This is a genomic window from Thiogranum sp., from assembly GCF_058323355.1.
Window position 1 is genome coordinate 23,232 of record NZ_JBTTIO010000096.1, and the last position, 15,665, is coordinate 38,896.

A 15,665-nucleotide genomic window follows, 5' to 3' on the forward strand; every position below is an offset into this window, starting at 1 on the left:
TTGTCATTGATCGGTGCAGTTTCATGCGATACCTATTCAGTATGCTGGATGTCGGCGCTGGCGCGTTCGCGGAACAACTGCCTGCGTTGGTGAAGCCCCGGTGTCAGTCGGTACAGGCTGAGGTAGCCCTGCGTATCGCTATCGTCCAGCCACACGGTGATACGGTAATCGCCGGCTGCCAGGTCCGAGCGCAGGGGAATGTAAATCCGCCGGCCTTTATCGACCGTTTCGCTGCGCGAATTAAGTACCTGGATTTCCTCGCTGTTGTCCGGGTAGACCAGGAACTCCCTGTGGGTCAGTGACCAGCCGTCCGATGCGATGACGCCCGCGCGGCGGGGGCCGCTGATGCGCACTCCCAGACGCACCGGTTGTTGCCGGTTCCACGGCAGTTGCAGATGGCCGGTAAGCATCTCGTCGCGTTGCTGCTTCGTGTAGATGAAGCTTTGCGGGTGCTGGCCGATGCGCACGGCCAGGCGTTTGATCCAGGTCGGGCTGTCAGCCCTGATCTGGTTCATCAGCCAGCGTACCGGCGCATTGGAAACAATACGCAGGCGGTGTTGCCCGGCAGCGATGTCCGGCAGGCGCAACTCACCGCGGCGGCCGCGTATTTCGCGCGCCAGCAGCGGCCTGTCGTCGAGGAAAATCTGCACGCCGAGGGTCTGATTGTTGTCCCGAAGGAAGTACAGGCGCGGGCGCGCGGCGCGTTTTCCGGGTTCTGCGACCACCTTGACCGGCAGGGTTTCCCCGTTGGCTATTTCGTGGAATACCGCTTTCAGGGCGCGGTCAGGCAACGGCAGTTGATTGTCGCGCGGGTTGAGCAGGTAACGCGCGCGCCAGTTACCACGCGGATGAAACTCTTCCCACAAATAGCGGCCGGCCAGGACTTCGGGGTCGTCTTCGGCGGGGCGCTGTTGCCAGACAATACGTTGCATGCGCAGGCTGCGGATCAGTTGCTCCTCGTTTGCGGGCGCGATGCCATACCAGCCCGGCAGGCGTTGTTGTTCGGGGTCGTAACTGTAATAGTCATCCGGGATGACAAGGCGGGTGACCAGATCCGGTGGAACGGAATACCCCGTCACCAGGCCGGGTGCAGAAAGTCTTACCCTTACCCTGTCGATATTTGCCGCGACATGCAGGTAACAATGCAGGCTGTCGGAAATCAGTGTGAAAGTATCGGTTTCACCGTAGAGCCGGTCGTAGAGCGAGGAGACGGTTTTACCACGGCAGGTTCCCTGAAAGGTATTTTCGCCGGCACGGTTCAGCAACTGGTAGGTCAGGACAAGGTCGGCATTGCCGGGTTGCGTCATCAATTGACGGAAGTCGATGCGTAACGGTGTGCGACGCTTGCCAATGTGGACCACCGGGTAGTCCACCCATTGTTGCGGGTCGGCGCGGTAGCTGCGCAGGAAGGCCGTTTCCGGCGTGATATCCAGGCGTGTGCCATCGGCCCGGGCCAGTTCAGCGGTTATAATCACAGACTGGTCACTGCTGATATCCAGCAACCCGGCAGCGGGCAGGGCCAGGCTGCGACCGGCTTCGATATCGGCAAAACTGATGCGTCGTTCAAACCGCGAGCGGTCACTTTCACCCTGCCAGCGGAACCACAGGTTGCCGCCACTGCGGGTGTCGATACGTTGCAGCGACAGGTGCAGGGAGCCCCCATGCAGCGGTACCGGGATTGTCCCGTTATGTCCCGGTTCCACCAGCAGTCCTTCCGGCAGTATTGTCTGCGAGTATTGCACACTGTCTCCATCGCCCAGTACATACAGCACACGACGAAGATTGTCGTCACCGGTGATGCCCTGTGGCGCCACGGGTGCCCAGCGATAACGTAACAAAGCCTGTTGTTCGCGCGGTGTCAGCCATTCCTTGCCGTAGACGTTGCCACGACTCAGGCGTGTTTTCCTGTTCTCGCTGATGCGGTTCCAGCGGTGGGTCAGCTTGTGATCCGGAATGCGTTCGCGTTGATACAGCCTTACCACGGCGCCCTCGATCGGGGCAGCTGCCCGGTACAGGCGCAGTTGTATTTTGCTTGCCGTGGGGAATTCATCCGTGCGTAACAACATAACGCGGCCGTCTGCCGGGTTGTGGCTATCATCCAGGTAGAAGGCCGGTACATCACCGGGTTGTCCGTTTTCATCGGCCATGCGACTGATGCGGGTGCGATGGTAGTAGCTTCGGGTTTCCAGCACGCTATTGAGTTCGTCCAGCAGGCGGTATTCAATGGCATACCCCCAGGGGGCGGTCGTTTCGTCGGCCCCGGTTGAAATATCGGCATTGGTGAGAACCCGGTATAAAGGCTCACCGGACAGCGGCAGTTCAAACGTCAGCCAGCTGTCGCGTTGCAGCCGGTAAACGATGGCGGCGGTGGATTGTTGCAGGCGTTCATCCTGTGACAGGGGTTGTGGTTTCGGCAGCGGCACATCCGGCAGGTAGCGCAGCACCGGCAACAGGACGGCCAGCAGCAGCAACAGAGCGATGATGCGTCCCAGCAGTCTCATGGTTGACCTCCGAATACCAGCCGTCCGGCACGCGTCGCCATGAATGCCGCGATGTGTTGTTCGGAGAAGGGCTGCAGCGGAGCCTGTATCTGCAAGGCAGGCTTTCTGGGGTTGAGATTGCTGACCAGAAATATGCCGCGTTTGTCTGCAACGGTCAGGAATGCCTGTTGCGAATCCAGGTCGATCAGGCGCTGCAGGCGCAAGTTCGGCCAGTGTACCTGTAACTGTCGCAGGCTGACGATGTCGTGGTTGCGCTGGTAATGAAGGACGGCATCCAGTAAAGCGTCGGGGATATCGGCGCGTTCTGCTGCGTGTGCTTTCAGATACTCCGTCAGATCGTCTTCCAGCGTGGGGATTTGCAGCGCGCGGAACTGCTTTTCCTGTAAATGGTTGTCACTCTGCTGGCGGTAACTGTCGCGCGACAGTGGCGACAGCCAGAGAATGAGGAAATGTTTTTCCGGCAGGTTGGCCGAGTACAGTGACTGGGGGAGTCCGCCCACTTCGTAGCCGGCGGTTTCCGGCGTGCCATCGACGATCCGGTAGGAAAGACTGTCTTCACGCAACGCATCCAGCAGGCGCAGTCCCAATGCCGGCAGTTGTCGTTCGTGGATAATGCCGTCACTGAACGCCAGCAGTACATCGCTGCCGGTTTGTTCACCGACCGGGCGCAGGCCGAAGGCGCGACAATGGATAACCAGTTCAGGTTCATCCACGGGTGTATCCCGCAGTATGATCTGTGACACCAGGTTGAAGAGGCTGGGAATATTTTCCAGGCGTACGGTGTCGGCACTGCCATCGCGATTGGCAAACGGGTGTGCGCCGGCGACCACCAGGCCGCGTGCGTGCAGGCGCTCGAACATCGATACCGCGTATTCAAAACTGTTCAATTCGTATAACGGGCGTGGTACCTGTACCAGATATTTCTCCGACGCGCCGAAGCGCAGCACAACGGTTCCCCAGTAACGCCGCCGGGTGATGTCCTCGCGCTCTTCGAGAATCAGATATTCCTGGCCGCTGCGCTGGTGACGGTACTTGATCAGCCGGTAGTCGATGGATCTGGCGGCCGCGGCTATCCGGTTGAGTTCGGCTTCCTGTTCCCCGGGGCCGATGTCTGCCAGGTCATCGATCAGGTGCAGCAACGGGGTGATGATTTCTTCATCGAAGTACAGCAATTCCTCCGGTGAAGGCGCGCGGTAGCGGTCTGTACCCCGGCGTGCCAGGCGGCCCTTTTTCTCCAGCAGCCACTGTTGCAGGTAGCCATCGATCCTCTGCACGCTGACCTGGGTTTCGAGTGTCTCCTCTTCCCCCAGCGATTGTGCCAGCAGTTTGCGCTGGTCGGTCTGGGTCAGGAACAGCTCGGCAAAGCCCTGGTACTCCATGTCACGGAGCCGGTTGATCTCGAATGGCTGGCGCCAGTTGATCTCGATCCGGCCGATGCTGCGTTCCAGGAAATTCAGGTCCAGCCCGCCCGGCAAGGTGCCCTTCACCCAGAGTGAGGAAGGTTGTTCCAGTGCAGGCGTGTCCGGTTCGTCCTGCAGGTGGCTGCCGATGAGGCCGCGCACCTGCAATACCGCGCCGCGGCTGAGCAGGCGGTGGAAGGTGGAAAAGAAGGTTTGCCGGCTTTGCAGTACATCATTGACCCCGCCAATACCCGCGTTGCGATAGGAGCCGGCAATGGCCAGCGCCTGGGCATTGAAGCGGGTGAACAACCAGGCGCCGGCATCCAGCGCCCAGCGCTCTTCGGCCGGGGCCGGGACTTCCAGCAACAGGTCGGTGCCGGCCTTGAGGTCAATAATGTAAATCCCGCGCCCCTGGCCGCCGGACTTTTCCTGCAGGTAGATGTAGCGGTTCTGGACGACATGCAGGCTGTAACCCGCCTGCTTCAACGAATATTCGGCTTCGGCCAGGTGTATCGCCTCGTGGCTGTTGCGGTAGCGCCGCAGCAGTTTCAGTCCGGCTTCGAAAGCGCGTAACTCTGCCAGCCCGGGGCGCGTCAGGACTTCCGGGTCGCGACGTTGATAGATGCTTACCTTCTCGCGTCTCAACAGCGGCACCAGGTAGCCGTCTTCAATAATGGTGGGCGCGGCAATGCCGGCCACGGTTTTCTTGCTGAACAGGCTTTCGGGCGTGGGCAGCCAGATCAGTGCATAACCGATGACGGTGGCGAACAACACCGAGAACAGGGAGGTCTGCAGCGTCGAACGGGTCAGCATGCCGACGATCATCTTGTCGTGCATCTTTATCGCCATCAGGCTGGACAGCAGGTAGCCGAAGGCGAATGCGTCCGACACCTTGACATCGGGCCACCAGCTGGCCAGTACCAGGCTCAACAGCCACTTGTAGGCAAAGCCGACGTTGAAGAACAGCAGCAGTTTGCGCGCGCCTTCGATATTGGCGTGGGCGAAGCGTGGCAGGCGCATCACCAGTGTGGACAGGCCGAGAATAATAAAGGCTTCCACGAAGGTGATAACGATCTTGCCCGGCTCATACCATTGCAGTGCCAGCAGTGACGGTATCAGGATGCCGTTGTACTCCCAGCCGTAGTACAGGTTCATGCGCGAGGCGATCAGCGCGGTACTGATGATGATGATATAGGCCTTGGGGCTCGCCAGTATGGAGCTGGCAAGATCTTCGTAAACATACTGTATGTTGCCGAGGCTGAAGTTGGTCAGTTCCATCAGCCCGTAGCGCACGATGATATAGCTGACAGCAACCGTGACGACCAGGCTGACCATGCCGCGACTGAAACCGGGTTTCCACAGCTGGTTTGCAATCAGGGCAATGACGATCAGGCCAAAGCTGTGCAGGTTGTTGACGTAGTCGAAATTGAGGTGGTAGTTGCGGTTCAGCCAGTCACCGATGGTCGGGAACACCAGACCGTCGAACAGCAGGCGCACCACCACGCTCATGACGACCAGGGCAAAAAAACGGTCACGCCCGAACAGGCTGCTCCAGCGGTTCCTGTGCCCGGGTGACTCCGAGAACAGCCATACCAGGAAGTAGGTGACAACGCCTTCGATAACAATAGCCAGCACGGCCCAGGGTTTGATCAGCAGCAGCGGGACCAGGTAACCGGGAACCACCAGGCCGGTCAGGACCCAGCCGAAGCGCAGGTTGAAAAACGCAACGACAAACACGCCGACCCAGACGCTGGTAATGACAGAACCGGACAGCCCTCCCGATGGAAACAGTGGAATGGGGAATAGATCTATCATCAGTCCAGTATCTGTTGCAGCAGCTTCAACAGCTCCGGAGCCTTGACAGGTTTGCGCGCCACACAGTTGGCGCCGGCGTCCAGCACGCGCTGTTCATCCCCGCTGGCGGGTTTCAGTGAAGCCGTCAGTACCAGCACCGGGATGTCCAGCCTGCGATCCAGGCGCAGTTGCCGGAGAAACTTCAGCCCGTCCATGACCGGCATCAGCAGATCGAGAACAATGGCGTCCACCGGCTCATTGTCGATGCACTTCAGTGCCTCGACACCATTTTCCGCCTGCGTGACCTGGTAGCCGTGGTTTTCCAGAATGGCGGCAAGCAGGCGACGCACCATCCCGTCATCCTCGACGAGGAGTATGCGCGGCTTCCCTGTTGCCGCCCGGGTCACAGGAACCCCTTCAGGCAGATCTCGAACAACATGCCCTTGCCCAGTTCAGTTTCGGCGTCAAACTTGCCGCCCCACGATTTGACCCTGCGGTTGGCAATACGCAGGCCACGGAACTCGTCCACTGAAACGGATACATCGCCATGCAGATATTCGTGCAGACGTTCCGGTGGCAGGCCGAAGCCGGTATTCTCGAACCGGTAGCACACATGCCCATCGGTGGAGGTGACGCGGATCAGGATTTTACTGCCCGAGCTGGCGTCGTGGACCAGCACACGAATCACGTCATTGAACACTTCCACCAGGCTTTGTGGCGCAGCCATGACGAAATTCAGCAGCTCGGGGCGTTCGGTGTGCAGTTCTATCCCGGCCTTGCGGGCCATTTCCGACGTTTCATCGATACTGGATGCCAGCGGCTTCAGTGCGTCGATGGGATAGCATTCAAGACTGGCGTCCTCGAAGGTGAAGTACAGGTATTTCTGCACATCCTCGAATATCCGCGTGGCGTGGTCAGCCTTGCTGGTAACGATGTCCCTGACCCATTGCTGGTCCTGGTCGTCGTTATTGCCGGTCAACATCTCTGTTCCCAGCACCAGCGCTTCCAGGTCATCTCTCAGTCGTACATTCAGCTGGTCGACCAGGTTGACCTGAAGATCGTTCAGTGTTTTGAAGGTGCTGATATCGACAAGTTCGATCAGTATGCCGCCGAGCTGGAACGGGGTCAGGTCATGGTCTGTTTCCTGCCGCCCCTGTTGTTTCCGGATCAACGGGCGGATCGTCAGCATGTAGGTGTAACGGTCGTTGTCGATGGCCGGCGCCGGTAGCGAGATCACCGTACGTTCCACGACAATGTAATGCATGTACTCGCGTACCTTGCCCAGGTCGCGTCCGCTGATGGCACTGATCATGTCGATGGCCGTCATGTCGAAGAAACGCAGCCCGGCACGTTTCATCAGGGTCTCCATCTGCAGGTTGACCTGCAACACACGGCCGAACAGATCGTAGAGTATGGCGGCATTGCCCATGCCATCAAACACGCGTTCCAGTACTTCCAGCCGGCGGTCGAGCAGCGCCAGCGACTGGTTGAAGGCTCGGTGGGTGTCATCCCAGCCTTCCACGCGCAGGTAGCGGCGCATACGATTCTCTTCACGCTGCTGTTCTTCCAGCCAGCGCTGGCGGTGGTAGAGCATTTCGGCGATCTGCCCGGCAAAGTCACCGGCCAGGCTGATGAAACTTTCTTCGTGGGTGATTTTTTCCGGGTGTATGCCAAACGCCCAGAAGCCGAGTACTTCACCGGCGAAGGTGAGCGGTACCAGGTACTGAACTTCCTCGTCGTCTATTCGCTTCAGGTAATCACGTTCAACACGAACAGGTGCATTGGTGGCGATCGCCGTGCTGTAGGGCGTGCGATGATAATCACGGCGCATCTCGTGGATATCATCCAGTCCGCAGTTGTACGAATGGACCTCGCGGACGCGGTGGTCGCCTTCCAGCTTCTCCAGGAAAATCAGCCGGTGCAGTTCCAGTGTCTGGTTCAGCAGGTTGGCGATGTATACCCAGGGTTCTTCAGAAGCAAAGAAACTGGCAGGGATAACGCGGTCACGCAGTTTTGCCGTGGTATCCAGCAGTGTACGGTGGATGAGCTGTTCTTCCCGTGAGGCCTTGCGTACAAACACTGCACCGTATGTCAGGCTTTGCAGAATCGCCATTTCCACGACCGGCAGCCAGTAGCCGGCAAAGCCCAGCAGCAGCCATGCCATGGCAATGTAGGCGAGTATCACTGCCAGCGTCAGCCAAACACCCGCCTTTACCGATACGGTCTGGTACAGGTAGAGAAACGCCGCGACGATCAGCAGGTAGAGCAGTAACTGGATGACAAGCGGCAGCTCCCGGATAGCATCGTCTGCCAGCAGCGTATCCAGTGCCTGTGCGGTGTACTGGAGCAGCGACACCGTCTGGCGGGAACCGGTGACCGGCGTGTGCAAGCCTGTTTCGTGGATGTTGCGCGCAAAACCGATAATGACGATGCGGTCATCAACCAGCGAACGCACCAGGTTACCCGACAGCGCCCAGTCCAGGTCGACAACCGGCACGCCGAAGCCACCATCGAGGAAGTTGACCAGGAAGGGCGCCGTATTGGTATCGCCAGTGTCGACAGGATTGCTCAGCACATAGGGCAGGGTGGGGACGTCCTGCCCGTCAACCGCGACAAAACGTTGTTGGCGACGGCGGATACCCAGCTCGTCGGGCGGCATGACCACTATCGAGGCTTCCGCCCCGGCTTCTTTCATGCCGGCCGGCCAGGGTTTGAGGCCGATGATGTTGGCCGTTATGGCATTCCGGATCGGTTCCTGCGCGAATACCATTCCCGGGTGATCGCGCAGCACGGCCAGCAATTCGGGGGAAACCGGGTCTGGCGTGAAGGTAAACGCGACACGCTCCGCGCCCAGTTCGTACAGTTGCGCGATGAGTCCTGGCCATTCGGCCGGGTCCGGTGAGGCGGTCCTGCTCTGGATCAGCAGAACGCGGGAGTGCGTGGCCCGCTCGGCCGGGGCATGTCGCACCAGGCTGTCGTACAACCAGCCGGTATACAGCTGGATCGTCCCGGTATTTCCCAGCCAGGCGACAGCCAGGATCGCAGCCAGCAGCAGGGCCGGTGTCGAGTAACGGTACTGTTGCCCGGGTGACCGTTGTCTGTTGTGTGCAGAGTTGTCGGGCCTGATGCCATCCATAGCGCGTAATTCGGGCCAGTGCAGGATTTACCCGGCACGGCAATCTATCTCCTGAAATCCTTGTATTACAATGCCTTACGTTTCAGGATGCGTTTTGTCACCGCACCCATTGCTATATATAGCGGCATTCGACAGGATTCCTGTTCCCGTTAGCGCCTGTTTTTACGAGAATTTTTTCCTTGACCCGGGCTGGCCGGTCGCGCAGCTTGAGGGTGAAAATCAGCCGCTTGCCGGTAACGGCCTAGTGCAGCAGGGCAGCGACGGTCGTGGCCATGAAAATAATGGCCAGTGCGCGCCAGAAGGCAACCGGGTTGCGTTCGATGAGCGGTTGCTGATCAAGACGCGTGTAGCTGGCGTTGGGGTGCGACAGGTCGTAGATAAACTCTGACAGCAGGCTGTGGCGGCGCTCCGGTTTGATGGCGACGGCTTTCATCAGGGCGCCGTCTATCCAGGTCGGTATGGCCTTGTCGTGTTCTCGTATGGAAACGTAGCGCAGCTTGTTCAGGTTACGTTCGGTCAGTTCTTTCGGGTAGGGCAGTTTTCCGCTGAGCATTTCGTAGGTGATGACACCCAGCGAGTAAATGTCGGAGCGGTTGCTGCCGTCGTGGCCACGCAGGTACTCGGGGGCGGTGTAGTTGCGGCTGCCAAGGATAGTGTCGCGCTCCAGCGGCGTGGTGATTTGCGCGATGCCGGCAATCTTGGTTGAACCGAAGTCGATGATTTTCACCACCCCGTGTTCGTCGATCATGATGTTTTCCGGTTTCAGGTCCTGGTGGATCATTTCCTGCCGGTGCATGGCGCGCAGGCCGCGGGTGACCTGCTCCACGATGTTGCGCACCTCATCGATGGACGGTTTCGGGTTGTCACGCATCCACTGGCGCAGCGTTTTGCCCCTGATGTACTCGGTCACGTAGTACAGGAAATGGCGACGGCCGTGCGGTTCCAGCACTTTCAGTATGTGCGCGCTGTTGAGGCGCTTGCCGGCCCATTCCTCGTGCAGGAACTGGTCGATGTATTCCGGGTTGTCCTCGAAATTGACGGAAGGGGTTTTCAATACCACTTCGGTATCCGTTTCCGTGTCCAGCGCCAGGTAGACCTGGGTGCGGTTGCTGGCGTGCAGTTCACGCAGGATGCGGTAACCGTCGAGCACCATGCCGGGTTCCAGCGGTGGCGGGAAGGGCAGCCGGGTGAGCTTGCGGAAGAACTCGTGTTCATCGCCCCCGGGCAGATCCTGGATATACAGTAACTGGGCGCTCAGGTTGTCGTTGCTGTGGTTCATTGCCGCCTTGCGGACAATGATTTTCACGGCGTCTTCGGGATTTTTCAGATTCTCGATAACCAGGCGTTTCAACGTGGTGTCGTCAACAAAGTCGTGGATGCCGTCGGTGGTCAGCAGGTAGGCGTCATTCTTTTCCACGCCGAAAGAATGGAAGTCGATATCGAGGTGGGTGTCTATCCCCATGGCCCGGCTGAGATAGCTTTTGTCCGAACTGACGGTGACGCGGTGGTCGTTGGTCATCTGTTCCAGGTCGCCATTGCGAAGGCGGTAGATGCGTGTATCACCAACGTGGAACAGGTAGGCGGTGGTGGATTTGATGACCAGTACACTGAGCGTTGTCACCAGGCCTTTGGGTGTGCCGTACTGCTGGTGTCCCTGGCTGTAGAGCCAGCTGTTCAGCGCACCGAGAATCTTCTCGCCGGAGGTTTCAACCGTCCAGGAATCGGGGGTGCTGAAGTAATCATTGAGAAAACCCTTTACGCAGGAGTCGGCGGCTTCACGTCCGGCTTCACTGCCGCTCATGCCATCGGCGATGACGGCGGCGACCCCCTTGTCTGTCAGTAGCGCCCCTTCCGGAATGCGAATTCCGCAGGAGTCGTCGTTGCTTTCCTTGCTGCCGGCCTCCGAGTGCTGGCCGGCGATGATGGTAAGTTCAGGCATGACAGGATGATGTCACATTAACTCACCTTGATCATCTGCACAGTGCCGTCGGGCAGCACCTCGGTCATGTGTCCTTCCGGTTCGTCGAGGAAGAACAGTACGGCGATCAGGACCACCACGGCGGCGCCACCAATCACCAGGAAGAAGACGTCAGATGCGACGAAAGACAACACGGTCAGGAAGGCCACGCCACCGACATTGCCGAAGGCGCCTGCCATACCGGCGATCTGTCCGGTGAGACGGCGTTTGACCAGCGGGATAACGGCAAACACAGCGCCATTGCCGGCGTTGACAAAGATGGAACAGAAGATCACCGCGGCCACGGCGGCAGGGACTGACCAGCTGCTGTCGATGTAGCTCATCAGCAGGTAGCCGACTGCGAGGCCCGCCATGATGACGGCCAGGGAACGCTTGCGCCCGAACTTGTCACTGATCCAGCCGCCGGCCGGGCGCATGACCAGGTTCAGGCCGGCAAACACCGAGGCGATCAGGCCGGCCTTGACGATGGACAGGTCAAAGGTGTCCTGGAAGAACAGCGGCAGCATGGATACCACCGCGAGTTCCGAGCCGAAAGTCACCATGTAGGCCAGGTCCAGTATCGCAACCTGTTTGAACTTGTAGCGTTCGATGTCGGGTACCGGCTTTTTGAACACATGCCCGTTGATCTGGTAGATACGAATGGTCTGGAATACGTACAGACTGGCGAGCATGGCGTAGATGATGTCCACCACCGCTTCACTGAGCATGCCCAGGTTGGCCGGGCTGAGTTTCCACGCCAGTACCGCCAGTGCCGCGTACAGCGGGACGTTCATGAGCAGGTACAGGAAGAAGTCGCCCGGGCTGGTGATTTCCAGTGCGCCGTTGCGCTTCGGCTTGAAGTAGGTCGAGCCTTTCGGTGTGTCGCTGGTGGAAAAGAAATACACCGCGGAGTAGATCAGCGCCAGCACGCCGGTGGTGCCGATGGCGTAGCGCCAGCCGTCGTCGCCACCGAACGCGAGCGCCAGCGTAGGCAGTACCAGCGCGGCACCGGCAGAACCGAAGTTGCCCCAGCCGCCATAGATGCCCTGTGCGATACCGGCCTGTTTGGCGGGGTACCACTCGGTGATCATGCGGATGCCGATCACAAAGCCCGCTCCGGCAAAGCCGAGCAGGAAACGCATCAGTGCCAGTTGTTCGTAACTGTCGGCAATCGCAAAACCGAAACACAGGAATGCGGAAACGAACAGCAGGCCGGAATAAATACGCCGTGGCCCGAACGCATCCACCAGCATGCCGATGATAATGCGTGCCGGAATCGTCAGTGCGACATTGAGAATCAGCAGAGTCTTGATCTGCTGGTCGTTGAGGCCAAAGGTATCGCGCATGGCGCCGAGCAGCGGGGCATGGTTGAACCAGACCATGAAACTCAGGAAGAAGGCGAACCATGACAGGTGCAGGATTCGCGTCTTGCCGGAAAAAGAAAATATCTTGAACCCCGTGTCTTGCATGATGCTGCGCTTCCCCGATTGAATACGATTGCTGATGCCTTGAGCAAGGAGTGTGCCATGCCAGTGAAAGCGTTCACACAAAACCCGTTGCCACGGGTCTGCAGAAAGCACCGGGTCACCAGAAACCCGGTAACAATCGCTGTTTTACAGTGCCTGGCTCATGTTGTGAAATGTACCGGCTGCGGTTTTGTAAAGACATACGCGCCGGGTCGCAGACGCGGGTGGTGCGCTATGTTAAGGCGCTGGCGTATAAGTACGCACTAATACAGGGCGTGACAGGTATTGCGAGCCGCCCGCTTCCCCCGGCCCTGTCGGCTATCTATCTGTAAATTAAAATAATAATCCTGTTTTTTCAGGCTGGCACGGCGCTTGCTAAATCCCCATCAAACCCAGACGTGGACGGTATACATGAAAGAGAAACTCGTTTTAATCGGTAATGGCATGGCCGGCGTGCGCGCCCTCGAGGAACTGCTCAAGCTGTCGCCCGACCAGTACGACATCAGCGTGTTCGGTGGCGAGCCCTACGGCAACTACAACCGCATCCTGCTGTCGCCGGTACTGGCCGGTGAGAAGACCATCGATGAGATCATGCTCAACGATGAGCAGTGGTACGTGGACAATGGCATCACCCTGCACAAGGGCAAGTGGGTCGAGGAGGTCAACCGCGCGCAGCGTGTTGTACGCGCCACCGACGGCACAGAGGAAAAATACGACCGCCTGATCATTGCTACCGGTTCTAATCCTTTCATTATCCCGATCCCCGGTAACGAGCTGGACGGCGTCATCGCCTTCCGCGACATCGCCGACGTCGACACCATGCTCGAAGCGTCGAAGCAGAAAGACGCCAGGGCGGTGGTCATCGGTGGCGGTCTGCTGGGCCTGGAAGCCGCCAACGGCCTGATGAAGCAGGGCATGGACGTTACCGTGGTGCACCTCATGGACACCCTGATGGAGCGCCAGCTCGACAAGCCGGCCGGCGCACTGCTGAAAGCCTCGCTGGAAGAGAAGGGCATGAAGTTCCTGATGGAAGCACAGACCGAAGCCGTACTGGGCAAGGACAAGGTCGAGGGTGTGCGGTTCAGGGATGGCCTGGAGATTCCCGCCGACATCGTGGTGATGGCCGTCGGCATCAAACCGAATATCGAACTGGCCGAAAAGATCGGCCTGCACTGCGAGCGTGGCATCGTGGTCAATGACACCCTGCAGACGTTTGATCCGCGCATCTATTCTGTCGGTGAGTGTGTGCAGCACCGTGGCGTGACCTATGGCCTGGTGGCGCCGCTGTTCGAGCAGGCCAGGGTCTGCGCCAACCACCTCGCGCACATCGGTATCGCCCGTTACGAAGGTTCGGTGACATCGACCAAGCTGAAGGTGACCGGTATCGACCTGTTCTCCGCCGGTGATTTTCACGGCGGCGAAGACACCGAGGAACTGGTGTTGCAGGACCCCGGTCGCGGTATCTACAAGAAGGTCGTGCTGCGCGACAACCGCATCATCGGCGCGGTGATGTACGGCGACACCATCGACGGCACCTGGTACTTCGAACTGCTGCGCGACAACACCGATGTTTCCGATATCCGCGACAACCTGCTGTTCGGCCAGGCGCACCTGGGCGACTCCGGCCACGGTGACGACAACCGGGTGGCGGCGATGGCCGACACGGCGGAAATCTGCGGCTGTAACGGTGTCTGCAAGGGCGACATCGTTGACGCCATCACCCAAAAGAACCTGTTCACGCTGGAGGATGTGCGCGCCCACACCAAGGCGTCGAGTTCCTGCGGTTCCTGTACCGGCCTGGTGGAAGCGCTGCTGGCGCACACGCTCGGCGGCGACTATTCCGAATCGCCGGCCAAAAAGCCGTTGTGTGGCTGCACCGAATTCACCCATGACGAAATCCGCGCCGGTATCCGTGACAATGCACTGAAAGATATTCCCTCCACGCAGACATTCTTCGAATGGAAAACCAAAGACGGCTGCGCCAAATGCCGTCCTGCGCTCAACTATTACCTGCTGTGCCAGTGGCCCGGTGAGTTCCAGGACGACAGCCAGTCGCGCTTCATCAACGAACGCGCCCACGCCAACATCCAGAAGGACGCCACCTACTCGGTGATTCCGCGTATGTGGGGCGGCGGCACCTCGCCGAAGGAACTGCGCGCGATTGCCGACGTGGCGGAGAAGTACGGCGTGGAGACCGTGCATGTGACCGGTGGTCAGCGCATCGCACTCTATGGCCTGAAGAAGGAAGAACTGCCGAAAATCTGGGGCGAACTGAACGAGGCCGGGCTGGTGTCCGGTCACGCCTACGGCAAGGCGCTGCGCACGGTAAAAACCTGCGTCGGCAAGGAATGGTGTCGTTTCGGCACCCAGGACTCGACGCAGATGGGCATAGACCTGGAGAAGATGACCTGGGGTTCGTGGACACCGCACAAGTACAAGATGGCCGTGTCCGGTTGCCCGCGTAACTGTGCCGAGGCGACCATCAAGGACTTCGGCGTGGTGTGCGTGGACTCCGGTTACGAACTGCACGTGGGCGGTAACGGCGGCATCAAGGTGCGCGCGACGGATTTCCTGTGTGCCGTCAAGACGCCCGAGGAGGTCAAGGAGTACGCAGCCGCTTTCATGCAACTGTACCGCGAGGAAGCGCACTACCTGGAACGCACCGCGCCCTGGCTGGAACGCGTCGGCCTGAGCTACGTGAAGGAAAGGATTGTCGAGGACGACGAAGGCCGCAAGGCGCTTGCCGAACGCTTCCTGTACGCGCAGACATTTGCCCAGGACGACCCCTGGGCCGAGCGCGCCGAAGGCGGCGAAGCGCACGAATTCACCCCGATCACACAGGTAGGGTAAAGCCATGAGTCACGAGAACTGGATTGAAGTCGGCAAGATTGAAGAGATACCGCGCCAGGGTGCGCGGGTTGTGAAACGTGCCGAAGGTGATATAGCCGTGTTCCGCACGGTGGATGACGAGATTTTTGCGCTGCGCGACAAATGCCCTCACAAGGGCGGGCCGTTGTCGCAGGGCATTGTGCATGACAGGCGTGTGGCCTGCCCACTGCACGACTGGAAGATCGGGCTGGATACGGGTCAGGCGGTGGCGCCGGATGAAGGCTGTGCAGCGAGTTACCCGGTGAAGATCGAGGGTGATGTGATCATGTTGTCTTTGACGCCGAATGAAGGGTGCCCGAATTCCTGATGGTTTCGAGACGGCTGCCGACCCGGCAGCCTGCATTGTGGGTGGTTTCGTCATTCCGGCGTATGCCGGAATCCAGAGGTTTATTGCTGGACACCCGCCTTCGCCGGTGTGACGTGATTCGGATTTCAATGGGGTCAGACAAGAATGTAATTAACAGTTCATGTTAAGTTGGAATTAAAAAAAGTATTAACCCAATGAAAAAGTTTGGGAGGACT

Annotated in this window: 8 protein-coding genes; 2 read left to right on the forward strand and 6 right to left on the reverse strand. The window is 59.1% G+C overall.

Features of this window, described 5'->3' with window-relative positions; genetic code table 11:
* Positions 1–32: 32 nt before the first annotated feature.
* The 6 genes from ACW81B_RS12495 to ACW81B_RS12520 form a co-directional block, all read right to left on the reverse strand.
* Positions 33–2,501 (reverse strand): hypothetical protein, encoded by a 2,469-nt coding sequence (locus ACW81B_RS12495; protein ID WP_491580553.1) that lies wholly within the window; start codon positions 2,499–2,501, stop codon positions 33–35.
* Positions 2,498–5,716 carry a poly-gamma-glutamate biosynthesis protein PgsC/CapC gene (locus ACW81B_RS12500; protein WP_491580554.1) on the reverse strand — a complete coding sequence of 1,073 codons (3,219 nt, stop codon included), beginning with the start codon at positions 5,714–5,716 and terminating at the stop codon, positions 2,498–2,500. Before ACW81B_RS12500 ends, ACW81B_RS12495 begins: the two co-directional genes overlap by 4 nt.
* Positions 5,716–6,102 carry a response regulator gene (locus ACW81B_RS12505; RefSeq protein WP_491580555.1) on the reverse strand — a complete coding sequence of 129 codons (387 nt, stop codon included), beginning with the start codon at positions 6,100–6,102 and terminating at the stop codon, positions 5,716–5,718. Before ACW81B_RS12505 ends, ACW81B_RS12500 begins: the two co-directional genes overlap by 1 nt.
* Positions 6,099–8,831 carry a CHASE2 domain-containing protein gene (locus ACW81B_RS12510; RefSeq protein WP_491580556.1) on the reverse strand — a complete coding sequence of 911 codons (2,733 nt, stop codon included), beginning with the start codon at positions 8,829–8,831 and terminating at the stop codon, positions 6,099–6,101. The genes ACW81B_RS12505 and ACW81B_RS12510 overlap by 4 nt, the downstream gene beginning before the upstream one ends.
* 241 nt (positions 8,832–9,072) lie before the next feature.
* Complete coding sequence (locus ACW81B_RS12515; RefSeq protein ID WP_491580557.1) at positions 9,073–10,770, reverse strand: bifunctional protein-serine/threonine kinase/phosphatase; 1,698 nt, start codon at positions 10,768–10,770, stop codon at positions 9,073–9,075.
* A gap of 17 nt (positions 10,771–10,787) precedes the next feature.
* Positions 10,788–12,257, reverse strand: coding sequence for a NarK family nitrate/nitrite MFS transporter (locus tag ACW81B_RS12520; protein ID WP_491580558.1), 1,470 nt, complete (start codon positions 12,255–12,257; stop codon positions 10,788–10,790).
* 408 nt (positions 12,258–12,665) lie between these two features.
* Here ACW81B_RS12520 and nirB point away from each other — a divergent pair, with 408 nt between their 5' ends.
* Both nirB and nirD read left to right on the forward strand, forming a co-directional pair.
* Entirely contained in the window at positions 12,666–15,104 is a 2,439-nt protein-coding gene (gene nirB / locus ACW81B_RS12525; protein WP_491580559.1) for a nitrite reductase large subunit NirB, read from the forward strand.
* Positions 15,105–15,108: 4 nt separating this feature from the next.
* The gene (nirD, locus tag ACW81B_RS12530) at positions 15,109–15,450 is read left to right on the forward strand and encodes a nitrite reductase small subunit NirD (RefSeq protein WP_491580560.1); all 342 of its coding nucleotides are present in this window, start codon (positions 15,109–15,111) and stop codon (positions 15,448–15,450) included.
* Positions 15,451–15,665 lie beyond the last annotated feature (215 nt).